This window comes from Klebsiella sp. S69, assembly GCF_016516145.1.
GTDB lineage: Bacteria > Pseudomonadota > Gammaproteobacteria > Enterobacterales > Enterobacteriaceae > Klebsiella > Klebsiella oxytoca.
The window spans coordinates 21,919-41,744 of record NZ_JACVUU010000015.1 but is presented as its reverse complement, the minus strand read 5'-3'; the positions used below and the strand labels follow the sequence as shown (position 1 = coordinate 41,744).

Genomic DNA, 19,826 nt, shown 5'->3' with positions numbered 1-19,826 from the left:
ATGTTGCTTAAGAAACGGTATGGTCGTCAATTGTCAGCGCTCAGTCTGGGCCTGGCTTTTGCATTCGCTCCACTGTTCAATGTCCAGGCCGAAGAGCCTGAAATTGTACCATCGGATAGCTCAGCCACCATCAGCGAGCTCTCTTCTGCGCTCAGCCAAAGCGCAAACCAGTCTGCGGCGGTTGCCAAAATGGCTGGCGAGCAGGCCCTTCCTGCCGATGCGGCGGCGAAAAGCCGTGCCGATATTCAGGCGGTACTGCCGTCCGGTTATCAACCCGTCTTTATGAATCCGCTGGTCTCGCTGTATGCGGCCAGGGATATGAAGCCGATGTGGGATAACCGTGAGGCGGTGCAGGCGTTTCAGCAGCAGCTGGCTGAAGTCGCTATTGCCGGTTTTCAGCCGCAGTTCACCACCTGGGTTGAGCTGTTAACCGACCCGGCGGTGAACGGTCTGGCGCGGGATGTTGTTTTGTCTGACGCCATGATGGGCTATCTGCATTTTATTAGTGGTATTCCCACTCAGGGCAACCGCTGGCTGTATGGCACCAAACCGTATGCCATGTCGACACCGCCGCTATCGGTGGTTAATCAGTGGCAGGTGGCGCTGGATAGCGGTTCGCTGCCGCAGTTCATTGCGGGCCTGGCGCCGCAGCATCCTCAGTATGCTGCAATGCATCAGGCGCTACTGGCGCAGGTTGCCGATTCGCGTCCGTGGCCGCAGCTCACCGGTAAGACCTCGCTACGTCCCGGGGAGTGGAGCAATGATGCCGGTGCGCTCAGGGAAATTTTACAGCGCACCGGTATGCTCGATGACTCGGCGAAAATTGCCCTGCCGGGCGATGACGTGGTGAGCCCATCCGCCGGGAAAAAGGCTAAAAACAGCAGCCGCGGCGTTTACGATCGCCAGTTGGTTGAAGGCGTTAAGCGCTTTCAGGCGTGGCAGGGGCTGGGCGCTGATGGCGTGATCGGTCAGGCGACCCGCGACTGGCTCAACGTCTCTCCCGCGCAGCGCGCCGGCGTGCTGGCCTTAAATATCCAGCGTTTACGTCTGCTGCCGGGTAATCTTGCGACCGGTATTATGGTTAATATTCCAGCCTTTTCGCTGGTTTATTACCAGGATGGCAGCGAGGTGCTGGCATCACGAGTTATTGTTGGCCGCCCGGACCGCAAAACGCCGATGATGAGCAGTGCCCTAAACAATGTGGTGGTCAACCCGCCGTGGAACGTGCCGCCGACGCTGGCGCGCAAAGATATCCTGCCGAAGGTGCGCAATAACCCCGGCTATCTTGAACAACACGGCTATACGATGATGCGCGGCTGGAACAGCAAAGAGGCCATCGATCCTTATCAGGTGGACTGGGAGACGATAACCGCATCGAATCTGCCGTTCCGCTTCCAGCAGGCTCCCGGCGCGCGTAATTCGCTGGGGCGCTATAAATTTAATATGCCAAGCTCAGATGCCATATATTTGCACGACACGCCAAATCACACTCTGTTCCAACGGGATGGGCGAGCGCTGAGCTCTGGATGTGTGCGGGTGAATAAAGCTTCAGAGCTGGCGAATATGCTGTTGCAGGACGCGGGCTGGAACGACGCGCGTATTTCGGATGCCCTCAAGCAGGGAAATACCCGCTATGTGAATATTCGTCAGAATATCCCGGTTAATCTCTATTATTTGACCGCCTTTGTCGGGGCTGATGGACGTACACAATATCGAACAGATATTTACAATTACGATCTCACCGCGCGATCCAGCGCACAAATCCTGCCTAAAGCTGAACAATTAATCAGATAAATGAAGTAGTTCAACGGATTCGGTTGTCCTGTCTGTGTGTGAAAACGGGTCTTGCAGTCTGCAAGGCCCGAGTTTACTGGGGGGAGGCTGCCTTGACGTTGGCAATAATGCCCGGTAAGGTGCCTTTCGTGCGCCAGAAGTGCATATACATATAATCCTGCAAAAGCGTAATGGTGGTGAGCAAGCCAGGTCTTCGTCGCTGATATCGATTAGCCGCCGAAGAACGAGCGTATGCTGGCGGCTAACGGGCGGATTGCGGGAAAAGTATATTACGATTCATTTACCTGTAGACCTGATTATCATGGACAAATTTGACGCTAATCGCCGCAAACTGCTGGCGTTAGGTGGAGCCGCGCTCGGTGCTGCTGCCATTCTGCCTGCGCCGGCATTTGCCACCCTCTCGACCCCACGACCGCGTATTTTGACGCTGAACAACCTGCATACTGGTGAATCACTCAAGGCGGAGTTTTTCGATGGCAGAGGCTATATTCAGGATGAATTAGCAAGACTTAATCATTTTTTCCGCGACTATCGCGCGAATAAGATTAAGTCCATCGATCCCGGTTTGTTCGATCAACTCTATCGTCTGCAGGGATTACTTGGTACGAACAAGCCTGTCCAGCTTATTTCCGGTTATCGCTCTGTTGATACCAATAATGAGCTTCGCGCGCGCAGCCGGGGAGTAGCGAAACACAGCTACCACACCAAAGGCCAGGCCATGGATTTCCATATTGAAGGCGTTTCGTTAAGCAATGTTCGCAAAGCCGCGTTATCTATGCGTACAGGTGGTGTAGGATACTACCCACGTAGCAACTTTGTGCATATTGATACCGGGCCGGTACGGCACTGGTAACGAAAGGAGCCTCATGAACTATCGTATTATTCCGGTTACCGCGTTCGCGCAGAACTGTTCTTTAATCTGGTGCGAACAAACCAGGCTGGCGGCGCTGGTGGATCCCGGCGGTGATGCTGAGCGAATTAAACAGGAAGTTACCGCGGCAGGCGTCAGCCTGATGCAAATTCTGCTGACGCATGGCCATCTCGATCACGTTGGTGCGGCGGCGGAGCTGGCGCAACATTATGGCGTGCCGATTATCGGGCCGGAAAAAGAAGATGAGTTCTGGCTGGAAGGATTACCGGCGCAGAGCCGGATGTTTGGTCTGGAAGATTGCCAGCCGCTGCAGCCGGATCGCTGGTTGAACGAAGGCGATGTAGTCAGCGTGGGGAACGCCTCTCTGCAGGTGTTGCACTGTCCCGGTCATACTCCAGGGCACGTGGTCTTCTTCGATGCCGCTTCCCGACTGCTGATTTCTGGCGATGTCATATTCAAAGGTGGGGTGGGGCGTAGCGATTTCCCTCGTGGCGACCATAGCCAGCTGATCGATGCGATTAAACGCAAACTCTTGCCGTTGGGCGATGACGTATCGTTTATTCCTGGCCATGGCCCTATGTCGACGCTTGGGTATGAGCGTCTGCATAACCCATTCCTGCAGGATGAGATGCCTGTCTGGTAAATTTGCCGGAAGAAAATAGATGAAAAGGCCGCGAATGCGGCCTTTTGCTTTTGCTAGAGAGCGGGCTTACAGTACGGCAACAATCGCTTCGCATAGCGGCGCCATATTGTCTGGCGTCATGCCCGCGACGTTAATACGCCCGGATGCCACGGCGTAAATCGCAAACTCTTCGCGTAACCGCAGGACCTGCTCTTTGGTCAGGCCGCTAAACGAGAACATCCCGTTTTGCTGAATGATGAAAGAGAAATCGCGGCTGGCGCCTTTTTCCTGCAGGGTATTAACGAACAGCAGACGCATGCGCTGGATGCGTTGGCGCATGTCGGTTAACTCTTGTTCCCAGATGGCGCGCAGTGCGTCATTGCTGAGAATGGTCGCCACTACCGAGGCGCCGTGAGCCGGCGGGTTAGAGTAGTTTGCGCGGATAACGGACTTCATCTGGCTGAAGGCGCGGTCTACCGTTTCCTGGTCCGCGGCAACCAGCGTGCAGGCGCCTACGCGTTCGTTATACAGGCCGAAGTTTTTCGAGTAGGAGCTGGCTACCAGCAGCTCTTTATGCAGCGCGGCGAAAGCGCGCAGGCCTTCAGCGTCCTCTTCCAGGCCCCGGGCAAAGCCCTGGTAGGCAAAGTCAAACAGCGGCAGCCAGCCTTTCTCTACGGAGAGCTGCGCCAGCTGTTGCCACTGTTCCAGCGTTGGATCGATACCGGTTGGGTTGTGGCAGCAGCCGTGGAACAGAACCACGTCACCGGCCTGCGCTTCGTTCAGGCTGGCCAGCAGTCCATCGAAGTCGAGTTTGTGGTTTGCGGCATCGTAGTAGGTATATTCGCGAACGTCGAGTCCGGCTGAATTGAATACGCTTTTATGGTTCGGCCAGCTTGGGTTGCTCACCCAAATACGTTTAACGTCGGTATTCTTCGCCAGAAAATCAGCGGCGACGCGCAGGCCGCCTGTACCACCGGGAGTCTGGGCGGTACGAGCGCGTTTATCATTGATAATCGCGCTGCCTTTCCCAAACAGCAGCTCCTGAGTGCAGCGACCAAACTCTGGAATACCATCAATACCCAGGTAATTTTTGGTGGTTTCATTTTCCAGCAGATACTGTTCTGCTTTCTTCACGCTAGTCAGGACCGGTGTTTTACCCGTTTCATCTTTATAAACACCAATTCCAAGATTAATTTTTGTTGGGCGGTCATCGGCACGAAACAGATCGGCCAGGCCCAGAATTGGGTCGGCAGGGGCGGCGGTAATGTTCTCAAACATGACGAGGTTCCATTGTGATTACTGAAGGGAAATCCGCTATCAGGTTAACGGGAGTTATGTTAATTGCCAACCGTTTGCGACAAAAAGCGAGAAGGTTTTTAAAAGTTACGATCTTCCTCTCAGGAACGCAGAAAAGCAGGACCGAAGTCCTGCTTTTTAGGCATATCACGAAGGGGTGTACTGCAAATTAGAACTGGTAAACGATACCAACCGCTGCCTGATCATCGGTCGCGACTTTCGCAGCACGGGTGTAGTCGTTGTCGTCCAGCTGGTTGAATTTATACGCAGCGTAGACGTTCATGTTTTTGTTGAAGTAGTACCAGGTACCCACTTCGACGTATTTAACCAGGTCAGCATCGCCGCCGGAGAAGCCAGCACGGGAGCGCAGGTCTTTACCTTTAGTCTGTACGTAGCCGATGGACGGACGCAGGCCGAAGTCGAACTGATACTGAACAACGGCTTCAAAGTTCTGAGTTTTGTTAGCGAAATAGTTGCCTTCGTTTTCCGGAGTCATGTTGTAGGTCTGAGAGTACATGACTGCAGCGTAGATGTTGTTCGCATCATACTTAGCGGAGGTTGCCCATGCTTCAGCTTTTTCGCCCTGACGGTCTGCTTTCTGGTCGCCGCTGCGGCTGGAGTTAGCATAACCAGCGGACAGCGCTACACCGTTGTCAAACGCGTAGGTAGCCGCGGTGCTGAAGCCGTCGCCGTTTTGTTTCTTCACAGCGCGTTCTTTGTTTTTACCCTGGTACTGCAGCGCAAAGCTCAGGCCATCAACCAGACCGAAGAAATCAGAGTTACGGTAGGTCGCAACGCCGTTGGTACGCGCGGTCATGAAGTTGTCGGTGTTGGTCCAGCCGTCGCCGCCCCATTCAACCAGCATATCGGTCGCCGCTTCAACGTCGTAGATGGCGCCGTAGTTACGACCGTAGTCGAATGAACCGTATTCACCGGCTTTTAAGCCAGCGAAAGCCAGACGGGTTTTCGTGGTCTGGGAGCCTTCAACGTTGGACGCATCCATGTTGTATTCCCACTGGCCGTAACCGGTCAGCTGATCGTTGATCTGGGTTTCGCCTTTCAGGCCGATACGGGCGTAGGTGGTGTCGTCGCTGCTGGTGTCACCGTTAGTGGTCCAGACGTGCTCGCCAACCATTTTTCCGTAAAAGTCGAGTTTATTGCCGTTTTTGTTATAGATTTCTGCAGCGTTAGCTGCACCGGCTACCAGCAGGGCAGGAATTACCGCTGCCAGAATTTTGCGCTTCATCATTATTTATTACCCTCATTTATATTTTTTTATGAACACTTGCCACTGCCGCCAATACGTTTCGTCAATAAAAATTTACGGAACTATTGATGATAGTTTGGTGTCTGGAGGCATCTTTCCATTCAGAACAACGTTTCGCTAGCCTGAAAATGCTACCAATATCGCATATGAGTAACAAAAGGAAATTCTATGTAACTAAATGTGTATTTTTGGGAACTTTGTGAACTCTATCAACATTCCGTCCCTGTTCGCTGACAAAATCAGCTCTCTTTATATATCTATATGAATTAATTATGATTAATTTAGATAACAGAGGGGTTGCGCATTTTACAGCTGCTTTTTGCTTTTTTTTTATTCAGATCTTGTCGTTGCAAGATGTGCGGTGGTTGGTTAAATAGTGAGCAATATAATCAGCAGGTTTGACGATTCTTGGACATTAAGTGCGGTTTGTAACTTCAGGTATGAGCGAAATAGTGCGTAACATATTTATGAATATCGCGGGTTGATGTTTAAATTTCCTGATATTCGTTAACGTAAATTGACACAAAAAAAGGCCGGCTTGCGCCGACCTTTGCGTGAGATGACCGAAAAAATCAGAATGTGGCGTTACGTGGAGTGCGCGGGAACGGAATCACGTCACGAACGTTCTGTACGCCGGTCACATAGGCAATCAGACGCTCGAAGCCCAGACCAAAACCGGAGTGCGGCACGGTGCCGTAACGGCGCAGGTCGCGGTACCACCAGTAGTCTTCTTTATTAAGACCCATTTCCGCCATGCGCGCGTCAAGTACGTCCAGGCGTTCTTCACGCTGGGAGCCGCCGATAATTTCACCGATACCCGGCGCCAGAACGTCCATTGCGGCGACGGTCTTCCCGTCTTCGTTAAGGCGCATATAGAACGCCTTGATCTCTTTCGGGTAGTTTTTTACGACTACCGGCGCTTTAAAATGCTCTTCCGCCAGATAGCGTTCGTGCTCGGAGGAGAGATCCACGCCCCAGTACACCGGGTTTTCGAACTGCTTACCGCAATTTTCCAGAATGGTGACCGCGTCAGTGTAATCCACCTGAGCGAAATCCGCGGAAACGAAACGTTGCAGACGATCGATCGCATCTTTATCAACGCGTTCGGCAAAGAACTGCATGTCATCTGCCCGCTCTTCCAGAACGGCTTTGAAAACGTACTTCAGCATCGCTTCCGCCAGGCCTGCCACATCGTTCAGATTAGCAAAGGCGACTTCCGGCTCCAGCATCCAGAACTCTGCCAGGTGGCGGGTGGTGTTGGAGTTTTCCGCACGGAAGGTTGGGCCGAAGGTGTAGATTTTGGATAGCGCGCAGGCGTAGGTTTCGCCGTTCAGCTGGCCAGAAACCGTCAGGAATGACTCTTTACCAAAGAAGTCCTTATCGAAATCGACTTTGCCCTGATCGTTGCGCGGCAGGTTTTCCAGATCCAACGTGGAAACGCGGAACATCTCGCCCGCGCCTTCGGTATCAGAAGCGGTAATCAGCGGGGTAGAAACCCAGAAGAAACCCTGTTCGTCAAAGAAGCGGTGCAGCGCCTGCGCCAGGGTATGGCGAACGCGCGCCACGGCGCCAATCAGGTTGGTGCGCGGGCGCAGGTGGGCAACTTCACGCAGGTATTCAATGCTATGGCGTTTAGCCGCCATCGGATAAGTTTCCGGATCGTCTACCCAGCCGCTTACTTCAACATGACTGGCCTGAATCTCAAAGCTCTGGCCCTGACCCTGGGATTCCACGACTTTACCGGTCACGATGACTGAACAGCCGGTGGTCAGGCGCAGCACTTCCTGATTGTAATTGGGAAGAGAATTACTAATAACGGCCTGTACAGGATCAAAGCAGGAACCGTCATAGACGGCGAGGAAAGAAAAGCCAGCTTTAGAATCTCGGCGGGTACGCACCCATCCGCGCACGGTGACTTCGCTGTCAACGGCAACGCGGCCCTGGAGTACGTCGGCTACAGGCACAACGCTCATAATAGTCTCTCTTGTTAGTCCAATAGAAAAATCTGTATTCCCCTTCGACAGGGGGATATCTATGTTACCTGTCATCTTCCATCAGACAAGTAGATTTCGCGCAAGAAAGGGGTGTTTTAGGAAATAAATAAGGAGATTGTCTCCTTTACGACGGGAGAGCCTGATATTAAGAGAGTTTTAAGCATTGCCTTTATCCCGCGCAGGGCATTTCGCAATGAAAACAGGGCGGTGAATATGAAACACTTTTCTGAGCGGAAAGGGGACGATAATAAAAATGCGTCCGGTTTTACGGACGCATTTTTTCGCACAGCGTTAGCTGGCTTTTTTGACCGGCGGCAGATCGAAGGCTTTACGCAGGGCACGCACGAAGGCTTTATCGTGGCAAATCGTTTTACCCGGGCTATCGGAAAGTTTCGCTACCGGCTTACCGTTGCACTCCACCAGCTTAATAACAATATTCAGCGGCTTAACCTGGGGAATATCGCAGGTTAAACGTGTGCCGATACCGAAGCTCAGATTGACCCGTGAGGAGAAGTGGCGATAAAGATCGACCGCTTTCGCCAGGTCGAGATTATCAGAAAATACCAGCACTTTGCTCAGCGGATCGATGCCCAGCTTCTTGTAATGGGCAATAGCCTTCTCGCCCCATTCTACCGGATCGCCGGAGTCGTGGCGTAGCCCCTGATAGCGGGTTGCAAATTCCGGCCCGAAATCGCGCAGGAAAGCGTCCATCGTGATGCAGTCAGTCAGTGCGATACCTAACCGATCGGGATACTCTTCCAGCCAGGCCGCGAGGGCCGCGCGCTGGCTGCTGGCCAGGTTCGGGCTGATCTGCTGGTGCGCCTGGAACCACTCGTGCGCCTGGGTTCCCATTGGCGTCAGGTTAAGCCGACGCGCCAGATCGTAGTTGCTGGTGCCGGTGAACCACGGCTCCTGCTGCAGACGCTGAACAATGGCCTGCTGCACCTCGCGGGAGAAGCGGCGGCGAGTACCGAAATCCATCAGGCGGAAGCCGGACATATCGACATCAGCGGTGAGGCGGTTAAAGTCGGACAGCTTATGTTCAAGGGTATTCAGCGCTGTCGTCACGGTGATTTCCGGCGAGCGGTAGTGGTGCACCAGCTCGCTTATCACCGCCAGCAGCGGAACTTCCCACATGATGACTTCAAGCCATGGCCCGGACAGGCGAATATTCAGCTTACCGTTGTCATTAGTGACGGTAACCTGGCGCGGATCGTAGCGGAAGCCGCGTAGCCAGTCGAGATAATCTGGCGCAAAGAAGGGCAGGCTCGACAACCAGTGATATTCATCGTCCTGCAGCCTCAGGTCGCGCATCGTCTCAACCTGCTCGCGAATCGCATCGGCGTAGATGCCGAGCAGATCGTCCCCGCGGCAGCGGAACTCCGCCGCAACCTGCACATCATTGTAGCGGTGGAAGACAGCCTGCTGCATATGCAGCTTGTAGGCATCCGTATCAAGCAGCGAATGCAGTACAGGAGAAGTGAATTGGGTCATGGTGCGCAGTAGCATCCTCTCACTGGAGCGTTTCCATCAAAACCAAAGCGGTAAAAGGAGGCGGAGTATACCTGTAATACCCGACTCTGTCCCGCGGCGACGGTTGATGACGACGCTAACGGTCATTTGCGAGGCCTAGTTTAATATATTGAACACGCATCACACCACAAGCTTTGCGCCTGGTCGAGCGCATTTCGTGCCTCTGGTGTTATCAGAATGTAGCAATTTTCATGTTTAGCATTGAAAAGATGAAGATTCTGCATAGCGAGATTTGCGCAACAGGAATAGACTGAGTCGACACTTTACAGGACATGCTAAAGGTTTTTTATGACACAACAGCCCCAAGCCAAATACCGCCACGACTATCGTGCGCCGGAGTATCTGATTAGCGATATCGATTTGACCTTTGACCTGGATGCCGCGAAAACCGTTGTTACGGCTGAGAGTAAGGTCTCCCGCCACGCGGCTGCGTCTGATGTGCCATTGCGTCTGGATGGCGAAGACCTGACGTTGGTTTCTCTGCTGGTTAATGGTCAGCCGTGGAGCGACTATAAGGAAGAAAATAACCAGCTGGCGATCGGCGGATTGCCGGAACATTTCACCCTTACTATCGTCAACGAAATCAGCCCGGCGGCCAATACCGCGCTGGAAGGGCTGTATCAGTCCGGCGAAGCGCTGTGTACCCAATGCGAAGCGGAAGGTTTTCGCCATATTACCTGGTACCTTGACCGTCCGGACGTGCTGGCGCGCTTCACCACCAAAATTATCGCCGACAAAGCCAAATACCCGTTCCTGCTCTCCAACGGTAACCGCGTAGCCCAGGGGGAGCTGGAGAATGGTCGCCACTGGGTTCAGTGGCAGGATCCGTTCCCCAAACCGTGCTACCTGTTTGCGCTGGTGGCCGGTGATTTCGACGTCCTGCGCGATACTTTCAAAACTCGTTCGGGACGTGAGGTTGCGCTGGAGCTGTATGTAGACCGCGGCAACCTCGATCGCGCTCCATGGGCGATGACTTCGCTGCAAAACTCAATGAAGTGGGACGAAACCCGCTTTGGCCTCGAGTACGATCTTGATATCTATATGATTGTCGCCGTTGACTTCTTCAACATGGGCGCCATGGAGAACAAAGGGCTTAACGTCTTTAACTCTAAATACGTGCTGGCGCGCACCGATACCGCGACCGATAAAGACTATCTGGATATCGAGCGCGTCATTGGCCACGAATATTTCCATAACTGGACCGGTAACCGCGTAACCTGTCGCGACTGGTTCCAGCTCAGCCTGAAAGAAGGCCTGACCGTTTTCCGCGATCAGGAGTTCAGTTCCGATCTCGGCTCACGTGCGGTCAACCGCATCAATAACGTGCGTACTATGCGCGGTCTGCAGTTCGCCGAAGATGCCAGCCCGATGGCGCATCCGATTCGTCCGGATATGGTTATCGAGATGAACAACTTCTACACCCTGACGGTGTATGAGAAGGGCGCTGAAGTGATCCGCATGCTGCATACGCTGCTGGGCGAAGAGAATTTCCAGAAAGGAATGCAGCTGTACTTTGAACGCCATGACGGCAGCGCCGCGACCTGCGATGATTTTGTCCAGGCGATGGAAGACGCTTCGAACGTTGATCTATCCCACTTCCGCCGCTGGTATAGTCAGTCCGGGACGCCGATCGTTACCGTCCATGATGACTACAATCCAGAAACGGAGCAGTACACGCTGACCATCAGCCAGCGCACGCCGCCGACCGCTGAGCAGGCTGAGAAGCTACCGCTGCATATTCCGTTCGATATCGAACTCTACGACAACGAAGGCAAAGTCATCCCGCTGCAGAAGGGCGGTCACCCGGTGCATCACGTGCTGAACGTGACCCAGGCGGAGCAGACTTTTGTTTTCGATAATGTCTACTTCCAGCCGGTACCGGCGCTGCTATGCGAGTTCTCTGCCCCGGTGAAGCTGGAGTACAAATGGAGCGATCAGCAGCTGACTTTCCTGATGCGCCACGCGCGTAATGATTTTTCCCGCTGGGACGCGGCGCAGAGCCTGCTGGCAACCTATATCAAACTCAACGTTAACCGCCACCAGCAGGGGCAACCGCTGTCGCTGCCGATCCACGTAGCCGATGCTTTCCGCGCCATCCTGCTGGATGAGAAGATCGATCCGGCGCTGGCGGCGGAGATCCTGACGCTGCCTTCGGCGAATGAAATTGCTGAGCTGTTTGCGATTATCGATCCGCTTGCTATCGCCGCGGTGCGTGAAGCGCTGACCCGTACGCTGGCGAAAGAGCTGGCAGACGAGTTCCTGGTGATTTACAACGCCAACAAGCTTGACAGCTACCGCGTTGAGCATGCCGATATCGGCAAGCGTTCTCTGCGTAACACCTGCCTGCGCTATCTGGCGTTTGGCGACGCGGAGCTGGCGGATAAACTGGTTAGCGCGCAGTATCACCATGCGGACAACATGACCGACGCGCTGGCGGCGCTGGCGGCGGCAGTCGCTGCCCAGTTGCCGTGCCGTGATGCATTGATGCAGGAGTATGATGATAAATGGCATCAGGACGGACTGGTGATGGATAAATGGTTTATCCTGCAGTCAACCAGCCCGGCCGATAACGTCCTGCAGACGGTTCGCGGCCTGCTGAATCATCGTTCGTTCAGCATGAGTAACCCGAACCGCGTCCGTTCTCTAATCGGCGCTTTTGCCGGCAGCAACCCGGCGGCGTTCCATGCCGAAGACGGCAGCGGCTATCAGTTCCTGGTGGAAATGCTCACTGAACTGAACAGCCGTAATCCACAGGTTGCGTCGCGTCTGATTGAACCGCTGATTCGTCTGAAACGCTATGATAACAAGCGTCAGGCGCTGATGCGCGGGGCGCTTGAGCAGCTGAAAGGTCTGGAGAATCTTTCCGGGGATCTGTTCGAGAAAATCAGTAAAGCGCTGGCATAACGCCCGCACGAGTCCAAACCTGTCGCCCCGCTCGCGCTGCGCGAGCGGGGAAACGTCGCAGTCGTTAACCGTGACTCACTAAGCGTGGCGAGGATTCATTCTTGCCGCGCTGCATCACCCGATGCAGCACTTCCGCTTCCAGTTCGGCCAGCTTCGCCGAGCCGGTGCGCCGCGGACGGGGGATATCCACCAGCAGATCCAGACCTATTTTTCCCTCTTCTATCAGCAATACGCGATCGGCCATCGCCACCGCCTCGCTGACGTCGTGGGTGACCAGCAGGACGGTAAAGCCATGATCCTGCCACAGAGAAACGATCAGATCCTGCATTTCCAGACGAGTCAGCGCGTCGAGTGCGCCGAGCGGCTCATCAAGCAGCAATAATCCAGGACGATGAATTAACGCACGCGCCAGCGCTACGCGCTGCTTTTGCCCGCCGGAAAGCGCTGCAGGCCATTCACCGGCGCGGTCTTCAAGGCCAACGCTCGCCAGGGCCTTAAGCGCCGCCTCACGCCACTGGCCTTTCAGCCCCAGTCCGACGTTGTCGATCACCGTTTTCCACGGCAGCAGGCGGGAATCCTGGAACATCATCCGGGTATCGTCCTGAATTTGTGCCAGCGGCGTCGAGCCCGCCAGCAGCTGGCCGCCGTTGGGCTTTTCCAGCCCTGCCAGCAGCCGCAGCAGCGTACTTTTACCGCCGCCGCTGCGACCGACCACCGCGACGAATTGCCCGGTGGGGACATGCAGATCGAGTTCATTCAGAATCGTCTTGCTGCCGTAACGCTTGCTTACGCCGTTTAACAGCAGCGGAATTCCGGGATTAAGACGCGCGGTTGTCATGCGCTGGCCTCCTGAAGGTGATAAGCCGGATTCCAGCGCAACCAGACGCGTTCAAGGAGCTGTGCGCTGAAGTCGGCCAGTTTGCCGAGAATAGCGTAAAGAATAATGGCGACGACTACGACATCGGTCTGCAGAAATTCGCGAGCGTTCATTGCCAGATAGCCAATACCGGCGTTAGCAGAAATGGTTTCCGCAACAATCAGCGTTAACCACATCAGGCCGAGCGCAAAGCGGATACCGACCATAATTGAGGGCAGGGCGCCGGGCAGGATCACGTGACGGAACAGCGCAAAGCCCGATAAGCCATAGCTGCGAGCCATCTCTACCAGCCCTCGGTCAATGTTGCGGATGCCGTGCCAGGTGTTGATATAAATCGGGAACATCGTCCCCAGCGCCACGAGGAAAATTTTGGCGCTTTCATCAATGCCAAACCATAAAATGACCAGTGGAATCAGGGCGAGGTGCGGCACGTTACGTAGCATCTGAATAGAGGTATCCAGCAGGCGTTCTCCCCAGCGCGAGAGGCCGCTGATAAGCCCGAGAACCAGACCAATGGAGCCGCCGATACTGAAACCAATAAGTGCCCGCCACGAGCTAATGGCCAGATGCTGCCATAGTTCGCCGCTGGCGGAGAGCGTCCAGAAGGCTTTGAGCACGCCTTCCGGCGACGGTAAAATCCGGGTGGAAAGCCAGCCGATGGAGGAGGCGAATTGCCAAATAATCACGCTGCCCACCGGTAAAAGCCAGGGAGCTATGCGGATGAGAAATTTTTGCGAAAGCGTCGCCATGGAGTATTCCTTATTCGCTAGCGTATTGCCCTGTTAAGGGCAATGCGCTGGTCGTTAAACGTGCTCAACCCGCTGTAAGGTTTTCAGCGCCGGCGCGCGGCTGCTGGGGCGATGCAGCGCCTGCCAGAAAGTTTCCAGCGCCAGGTCGAGGCGACCCTGCAGATTCGGCGTAAACTGCGGTTTATGCTGATAATCCGTGACCTGGCTATCGTCAGCAAAAACGCCGTGGAGGATCTCCTGAGCTTTCAGCGCATTGAGTACCGGTTTTAAGGCGTAATCCACCGCCAGCATATGCGCGATGGTCCCGCCGGTAGCCAGCGGCAGAACGATTTTGCCTTCCAGCGCGCGTTCCGGCAGCAGATCAAGCAGCGTCTTGAGTGCGCCTGAAAAAGAAGCCTTATAGACCGGCGTGGCAATAATCAGCCCGTCCGCGCCGGCAAGCTGTTCATTAAGCGCGTGAAGAGCGGGGTTATCGAAGCGAGCATAGAGCAGGTCTTCCGGGGCAAAATTCTGCAGGTGCCAGTGGCAAACCTCGATATCCGCCGCGGAGAGGGTCTCTCTGGCGTATTCCAGGAGCGCGCTGGAGCGGGAAGGGTAACGCGGGCTACCCGCAAGTGTTATGACTCGCATATTCTCTCCTTATAACCAAATATTTTCATTTATCTATAATTGATAACATTTAGCCGCAGTGTGACAGAGCGCTTATCTTTCCCTAAATGATTTATCCGGCGTTGGATTGTCAGAAAGCGCATAACGAAGGGGGAAAAGTAAACGTTTGCGTCGGAGATAAGATTTTTTGTCGTAGGTCAATTCCCTTTCCGGGGTGGATCGCACATAATACGCCCCCGGTTTGCACACCGGGAATCCAGGAGAGTTCATGTACTACCCCTTCGTTCGTAAAGCCCTTTTTCAGCTCGATCCTGAGCGCGCTCATGAAGTCACTTTTCAACAATTACGCCGTGTTTCGGGTACCCCGCTGGAAATGTTGGTTCGCCAGAAGGTGCCGGCTAAGCCGGTGACCTGCATGGGACTCACATTCAAGAACCCGCTGGGCCTGGCCGCCGGGCTGGACAAAAACGGCGAATGCATCGATGCCCTTGGCGCAATGGGCTTTGGTTCCATTGAAATTGGTACCGTAACGCCTCGTCCGCAGCCGGGCAACGATAAGCCAAGGATCTTCCGCCTGGTTGATGCCGAAGGTTTGATCAACCGCATGGGCTTTAATAACCATGGCGTGGATAACCTGGTAGAGAACGTAAAAAAAGCGCATTTTGACGGCATTCTGGGGATTAATATTGGTAAGAATAAAGATACCCCGGTAGAGCAAGGCAAAGATGATTACCTGATTTGTATGGAAAAAATCTACGCTTACGCCGGATATATCGCCATTAATATCTCCTCGCCGAATACTCCGGGCTTGCGTACGTTACAATACGGAGAAGCTCTCGACGATCTGCTCTCTGGTATTAAAAATAAGCAGCGTGAACTCCAGGAAAAACATCAAAAATATGTTCCGCTGGCAGTAAAGATCGCTCCGGATCTTTCCGTCGAGGAATTGATCCAGGTTGCGGACAGTTTAGTCCGACATAATATCGATGGGGTCATTGCCACCAATACCACTTTGGATCGTTCACTGGTGCAGGGAATGAAACATTGCGATGAAACCGGTGGGCTTAGCGGGCGTCCGCTGCAGCTGAAAAGTACCGAAATCATCCGTATGCTATCTGAGGAATTAAATGGCCGTCTGCCAATTATCGGCGTCGGCGGTATTGACTCAGTGATTGCCGCTCGTGAAAAGATAGCCGCCGGTGCGACTCTGGTGCAGATTTATTCCGGATTTATTTTTAAAGGTCCGCCGCTGATTAAAGAAATTGTTACCCATATCTAATCTTTTCCCCTTCTGATACTCCACCAGGGCTTTATTTATAGCCCTGGTTGTTTTATATTCCTTCATTGTTGCTTATTTAGACATTTTAGTCTTTTCTTAATTTTTGAAATATTCTGTAGCAGTTTTGCTGTTTATTGCAGATGGATGTGAAAGAGGACGGGGGTAGAAATGCGGATTAAACCTGACGATAACTGGCGCTGGTATTACGATGAAGAGCATGACCGCATGATGCTCGATCTGGCTAATGGTATGTTATTCCGATCCCGTTTTCCCCGCCGGATGCTGACGCCAGATGCCTTCGCCCCTTCCGGATTTTGTGTTGATGACGCCGCACTCTATTTTTCATTTGAAGAAAAATGCCGCGACCTTGAATTATCCAAAGAACAGCGCGCTGAATTAGTGCTCAATGCGCTGGTCGCCATTCGTTTCCTTAAGCCGCAGATGCCGAAAAGCTGGCATTTCACTACTCATCAACAGAGCTGGCAGCCCGGTACCGGTGATGCCGCTAGCGCATGGCTGAGCGATACCGGTCAGCAGGTTAATCTGCTGGTGGTTGAGCCCGGCGAAAACGCTGCGCTGTGCCTGCTAGCGCAGCCGGGACTGACGCTTGCCGGGCGAGTGATGCAGTTGGGGGACGTGATTAAAATTATGAACGACCGACTGCAGCCAGCGACCGCCGTCGCCAGCTACAGCCTGGGCCAGGCGGTTTAAGGCGCCAGCCTTACCGCGGTTTTCGGTACGCAGCTGCAGCACAAAATGGTGCCATCGGCGGCGACCGCATTTTTCTTCAGCGCGCTGACTTCCCCTTCTTCCAGACGGATGCGACAGCTGCCGCAAATCCCTGCCCGGCAGGAGTAAGGAATGCGAATTCCCTGCTGTTCCAGCTGCTCCAGCAAGATCTGCTGATTATTACCGGTAAAGCTCAGTCCCTGCCACTCAATTTCCACCGTTGCGTTCTGCTGAGTCTCAGGCGCCAGCGAATTGTCGCTTTCCCCGGCGCCGTAGGCCTTCGCCGGGCCGCGGGCCAGCACTTCTAACTCATCGCCGACGCGGATCGTGCCGCTATTTCGCGCGATAAGGTTCTGGCCAAAATCGACATCGCCGTTATCCAGCGCCGTGCGGAATCCCTGTAGGGTGGTTAATGGCTCACCGCCAGGGTGCTTTTGCCCACGTTCTGCGCTGACGGTTGTCAACACGCAGCGGCTGCAGGGTTTCGCGACATCAAAAACGACCTCGCCAATACGCACCACTTTCCAGGTATCTTCCTCCCAAGCGGCCGCGCCGGTCACCAGCAGATTCGGGCGAAATTGTTCTATGCTTACGCTGGCCGGACAGCGATTTTGCAGGTCTCGCAGCGAAGCTTCATTGGCCAGCAGATAGGGAAAACCGTCGGCAAAGGAGAGGGGGACGGCATCGTGACGTTTTACCCGACGGCTAAGCTCTGGCCCCAGCCAGCGCAGCTGAACGCTGCGGTTGAAAAAACCGCTTAGCCACTGGTTCACCCCGGCCGGGGCAATCAGGGCGGTAAAATGGTTGCCCCAGACTTCGGTCGGCTCCTGCTGCACGGAGAAATCGCTGAAGCGCACGATCGCGCTACTACCGTCCGGAGCGGTCAGATGCAGACCATCATGGAGCGGCGCGGGAGTAAACTTGACCATTTGCGGGAACTGACGAGCGGTGATAAAGGTGCCATCGGTTTCCGTCACCATAAATATACGATCGAAGGCCAGCCCGCTGATGTCTGCATAAGCGTGGCTCAGGCCAATTCCCCGCATCGATTTGACGGGATGAATAAAAAGTCGCGAAAGGGTTACCATACGCTGCCCCTGGCTTTAAAAATAAGCCTTTAACTTTATGACATGGGGCGCATATTGGCTATAATGCGCACCAATTTTCTTTTAGTAAAAGTGACGATATGAATTCTCTGTTTGCCAGTACGGCTCGTGGGCTGGAAGAGCTGTTAAAAACTGAACTGGAAGGGCTGGGCGCGGTGGACTGCCAGTTGGTCCAGGGCGGGGTCCATTTTCAGGGAGATACGCGGCTGCTGTATCAAAGCCTGATGTGGAGCCGACTGGCTTCGCGGATTATGCTGCCGCTGGGGCAGTGCAGCGTATACAGCGACCTGGATCTGTATCTTGGCGTGCAGGCCATTCCATGGACGGAGATTTTCAGCCAGGATGCCACTTTTGCCGTGCATTTTAGCGGGCTGAACGAAGAGATCCGCAACAGCCAGTATGGGGCGCTGAAGGTTAAAGATGCCATCGTCGACAGCTTTACGCGTAAGAATTTGCCGCGTCCCAACGTCGATCGCGAAAACCCCGATCTGCGCATTAACGTCTGGCTGAATAAAGAGACCGCGCATATCTCTCTGGATCTCAGCGGCGAGGGCCTGCACCTGCGCGGCTACCGCGACGGTACCGGTATGGCGCCAATCAAAGAAAACCTGGCCGCGGCGATAGTGATGCGTTCCGGCTGGGCTACCGGTACGCCGCTGCTCGATCCCATGTGCGGTTCCGGTACGCTGTTGATTGAAGCGGCGATGCTGGCGACCGATCGGGCGCCGGGTTTACACCGCGGCCATTGGGGTTTCGGCGGCTGGGCGCAGCATGATGATGCTATCTGGAAAGAGGTGAAGTCCGAAGCGCAAACCCGCGCCCGTCAGGGGCTGGCGGCGTATGAGTCGCGCTTTTACGGTTCCGACGTTGACGCCCGGGTTATCGAACGCGCGCAGCGTAACGCCCGCCGTGCCGGTATTGGCGAGCTGGTTACCTTCGAAGTGAAAGATGTCGCCCAGCTGAGCAACCCGTTGCCGAAGGGCCCTTACGGGACAGTGATTAGCAACCCTCCATACGGCGAGCGTCTGGAGAGCGAGCCGGCGCTGATTGCCCTGCATAGCCTGCTGGGGCGGATTATGAAAAACCAGTTTGGCGGCTGGAACCTGTCGCTGTTTAGCGCCTCGCCGGATCTGCTGAGCTGCCTGCAGCTGCGCGCCGATAAGCAGTTCAAAGCGAAAAACGGCCCGCTCGACTGTGTACAGAAGAATTACCACCTTGCGGAAAACGAAGGCGGCAAAACCGCGATGCTGGCGGAAGATTTCGCCAACCGCCTGCGTAAAAACCTGAAAAAACATGAGAAGTGGGCGCGCCAGGAAGGTATTGAATGCTATCGCCTGTATGATGCCGACCTCCCGGAATACAACGTCGCTATTGACCGTTACGCCGATTGGGTTGTGGTGCAGGAGTATGCGCCGCCGAAAACCGTTGACGCGCATAAAGCCCGTCAGCGTCTGTTCGATATTATTGCTGCCACCATTGCCGTGCTTGGGATTGCGCCGAATAAGCTGGTGTTGAAAACCCGCGAGCGGCAGAAAGGTAAAAATCAGTACCAGAAAATGGGCGAAAAAGGTGAATTCATTGAGGTGCAGGAGTATAACGCGCGTCTGTGGGTTAATCTGACCGACTATCTGGATACCGGGCTGTTCCTCGACCACCGTATCGCTCGCCGCATGTTGGGGCAGATGAGTAAAGGTAAAGACTTCCTCAATCTGTTCTCCTATACCGGCAGCGCCAGCGTTCACGCCGGCCTTGGCGGCGCGCGATCCACGACCACGGTTGATATGTCGCGTACCTACCTCGAATGGGCTGAGCGTAACCTGCGCCTCAATGGTTTAACCGGTCGCGCGCATCGCCTGATGCAGGCCGATGTGCTGGGCTGGCTGCGGGAGACGACCGAACAATTCGACCTGATCTTTATCGATCCGCCCACCTTCTCCAACTCGAAGCGTATGGATGACGCCTTTGACGTTCAGCGCGACCATTTGCGTCTGATGACCGATTTAAAACGTCTGCTGCGTAAAGGCGGCACGATTATGTTCTCAAACAACAAACGCGGTTTCCGTATGGATCATGACGGGCTGGCGCAGCTGGGCCTGAAGGCGCAGGAGATTACGCAAAAAACGCTGTCTCAGGACTTTGCCCGCAACCGTCAGATTCACAACTGCTGGCTGATTACCGCAGCCTGAAAGGAATAAA

General features: G+C 54.5%; 15 protein-coding genes. 7 read left to right on the top strand and 8 right to left on the bottom strand.

All coding sequences use genetic code 11. From position 1 onward, the window contains the following. From ldtD to IAE27_RS15565, 3 genes are all read left to right on the top strand, one after another. Complete coding sequence (gene ldtD / locus IAE27_RS15575; protein ID WP_154022544.1) at nt 1-1,794, top strand: L,D-transpeptidase; 1,794 nt, start codon at nt 1-3, stop codon at nt 1,792-1,794. A gap of 301 nt (nt 1,795-2,095) precedes the next feature. After that, on the top strand, nt 2,096-2,647 hold the full coding sequence (locus IAE27_RS15570; protein WP_064345263.1) for a YcbK family protein: 552 nt from the start codon (nt 2,096-2,098) through the stop codon (nt 2,645-2,647). 13 nt (nt 2,648-2,660) lie between these two features. Further along, nucleotides 2,661-3,308: an MBL fold metallo-hydrolase gene (locus IAE27_RS15565; RefSeq protein ID WP_070557434.1), complete on the top strand. Its 648-nt coding sequence runs from the start codon at nt 2,661-2,663 to the stop codon at nt 3,306-3,308. Between the two features lie 66 nt (nt 3,309-3,374). Here the strand turns inward: IAE27_RS15565 and IAE27_RS15560 are convergent, their stop codons facing one another. The 4 genes from IAE27_RS15560 to pncB all read right to left on the bottom strand — a co-directional run bounded on the left by IAE27_RS15560 (nt 3,375) and on the right by pncB (nt 9,338). Then, nucleotides 3,375-4,565: an amino acid aminotransferase gene (locus IAE27_RS15560; protein ID WP_004100734.1), complete on the bottom strand. Its 1,191-nt coding sequence runs from the start codon at nt 4,563-4,565 to the stop codon at nt 3,375-3,377. Nucleotides 4,566-4,752: 187 nt separating this feature from the next. Then, nucleotides 4,753-5,832, bottom strand: coding sequence for a porin (locus IAE27_RS15555; RefSeq protein WP_004100735.1), 1,080 nt, complete (start codon nt 5,830-5,832; stop codon nt 4,753-4,755). A 590-nt stretch (nt 5,833-6,422) separates the two neighbouring features. Continuing rightward, entirely contained in the window at nt 6,423-7,823 is a 1,401-nt protein-coding gene (gene asnS / locus IAE27_RS15550) for an asparagine--tRNA ligase (protein WP_004100736.1), read from the bottom strand. A 312-nt stretch (nt 7,824-8,135) separates the two neighbouring features. Then, a complete protein-coding gene (gene pncB, locus IAE27_RS15545; protein ID WP_004100738.1) occupies nt 8,136-9,338 on the bottom strand; it encodes a nicotinate phosphoribosyltransferase in 1,203 nt (400 codons plus the stop codon). A gap of 327 nt (nt 9,339-9,665) precedes the next feature. On the opposite strand from pncB, the gene pepN reads away from it, so the two are divergent. After that, a complete protein-coding gene (pepN, locus tag IAE27_RS15540; protein WP_070557433.1) occupies nt 9,666-12,281 on the top strand; it encodes an aminopeptidase N in 2,616 nt (871 codons plus the stop codon). Nucleotides 12,282-12,345: 64 nt separating this feature from the next. Here pepN and ssuB read toward each other — a convergent pair whose 3' ends face one another. Genes ssuB through ssuE form a run of 3 tightly spaced genes read right to left on the bottom strand, consistent with a single transcriptional unit; the run spans nt 12,346 to nt 14,537 of the window. Beyond that, entirely contained in the window at nt 12,346-13,119 is a 774-nt protein-coding gene (gene ssuB / locus IAE27_RS15535; protein ID WP_070557432.1) for an aliphatic sulfonates ABC transporter ATP-binding protein, read from the bottom strand. Beyond that, nucleotides 13,116-13,907: an aliphatic sulfonate ABC transporter permease SsuC gene (gene ssuC, locus IAE27_RS15530; protein WP_004100742.1), complete on the bottom strand. Its 792-nt coding sequence runs from the start codon at nt 13,905-13,907 to the stop codon at nt 13,116-13,118. The genes ssuB and ssuC overlap by 4 nt, the downstream gene beginning before the upstream one ends. A 54-nt stretch (nt 13,908-13,961) precedes the next feature. Further along, a complete protein-coding gene (gene ssuE / locus IAE27_RS15525) occupies nt 13,962-14,537 on the bottom strand; it encodes an NADPH-dependent FMN reductase (protein ID WP_004100743.1) in 576 nt (191 codons plus the stop codon). 247 nt (nt 14,538-14,784) lie between these two features. On the opposite strand from ssuE, the gene pyrD reads away from it, so the two are divergent. Continuing rightward, on the top strand, nt 14,785-15,795 hold the full coding sequence (gene pyrD / locus IAE27_RS15520) for a quinone-dependent dihydroorotate dehydrogenase (RefSeq protein WP_004100745.1): 1,011 nt from the start codon (nt 14,785-14,787) through the stop codon (nt 15,793-15,795). 168 nt (nt 15,796-15,963) lie between these two features. Further along, a complete protein-coding gene (zapC, locus tag IAE27_RS15515) occupies nt 15,964-16,506 on the top strand; it encodes a cell division protein ZapC (protein ID WP_004100747.1) in 543 nt (180 codons plus the stop codon). On the opposite strand, the gene IAE27_RS15510 is transcribed toward zapC, so the two are convergent. After that, the gene (locus IAE27_RS15510; protein WP_016808052.1) at nt 16,503-17,612 is read right to left on the bottom strand and encodes a YcbX family protein; all 1,110 of its coding nucleotides are present in this window, start codon (nt 17,610-17,612) and stop codon (nt 16,503-16,505) included. The two genes, zapC and IAE27_RS15510, sit on opposite strands and share 4 nt — an antisense overlap. 98 nt (nt 17,613-17,710) lie before the next feature. On the opposite strand from IAE27_RS15510, the gene rlmKL reads away from it, so the two are divergent. After that, nucleotides 17,711-19,816 (top strand): bifunctional 23S rRNA (guanine(2069)-N(7))-methyltransferase RlmK/23S rRNA (guanine(2445)-N(2))-methyltransferase RlmL, encoded by a 2,106-nt coding sequence (gene rlmKL, locus IAE27_RS15505; protein WP_070557431.1) that lies wholly within the window; start codon nt 17,711-17,713, stop codon nt 19,814-19,816. Nucleotides 19,817-19,826 lie beyond the last annotated feature (10 nt).

Bases quoted from the DNA above. Each gene is read 5' to 3' on its own strand.
- ssuE (WP_004100743.1), bottom strand. From the start codon at position 14,537: ATGCGAGTCATAACACTTGCGGGTAGCCCGCGTTACCCTTCCCGCTCC.
- pyrD (WP_004100745.1), top strand. From the start codon at position 14,785: ATGTACTACCCCTTCGTTCGTAAAGCCCTTTTTCAGCTCGATCCTGAG.
- ldtD (WP_154022544.1), top strand. From the start codon at position 1: ATGTTGCTTAAGAAACGGTATGGTCGTCAATTGTCAGCGCTCAGTCTG.
- pepN (WP_070557433.1), top strand. From the start codon at position 9,666: ATGACACAACAGCCCCAAGCCAAATACCGCCACGACTATCGTGCGCCG.
- ssuB (WP_070557432.1), bottom strand. From the start codon at position 13,119: ATGACAACCGCGCGTCTTAATCCCGGAATTCCGCTGCTGTTAAACGGC.
- asnS (WP_004100736.1), bottom strand. From the start codon at position 7,823: ATGAGCGTTGTGCCTGTAGCCGACGTACTCCAGGGCCGCGTTGCCGTT.
- IAE27_RS15555 (WP_004100735.1), bottom strand. From the start codon at position 5,832: ATGATGAAGCGCAAAATTCTGGCAGCGGTAATTCCTGCCCTGCTGGTA.
- IAE27_RS15510 (WP_016808052.1), bottom strand. From the start codon at position 17,612: ATGGTAACCCTTTCGCGACTTTTTATTCATCCCGTCAAATCGATGCGG.
- rlmKL (WP_070557431.1), top strand. From the start codon at position 17,711: ATGAATTCTCTGTTTGCCAGTACGGCTCGTGGGCTGGAAGAGCTGTTA.
- ssuC (WP_004100742.1), bottom strand. From the start codon at position 13,907: ATGGCGACGCTTTCGCAAAAATTTCTCATCCGCATAGCTCCCTGGCTT.
- IAE27_RS15565 (WP_070557434.1), top strand. From the start codon at position 2,661: ATGAACTATCGTATTATTCCGGTTACCGCGTTCGCGCAGAACTGTTCT.
- pncB (WP_004100738.1), bottom strand. From the start codon at position 9,338: ATGACCCAATTCACTTCTCCTGTACTGCATTCGCTGCTTGATACGGAT.
- IAE27_RS15570 (WP_064345263.1), top strand. From the start codon at position 2,096: ATGGACAAATTTGACGCTAATCGCCGCAAACTGCTGGCGTTAGGTGGA.
- zapC (WP_004100747.1), top strand. From the start codon at position 15,964: ATGCGGATTAAACCTGACGATAACTGGCGCTGGTATTACGATGAAGAG.
- IAE27_RS15560 (WP_004100734.1), bottom strand. From the start codon at position 4,565: ATGTTTGAGAACATTACCGCCGCCCCTGCCGACCCAATTCTGGGCCTG.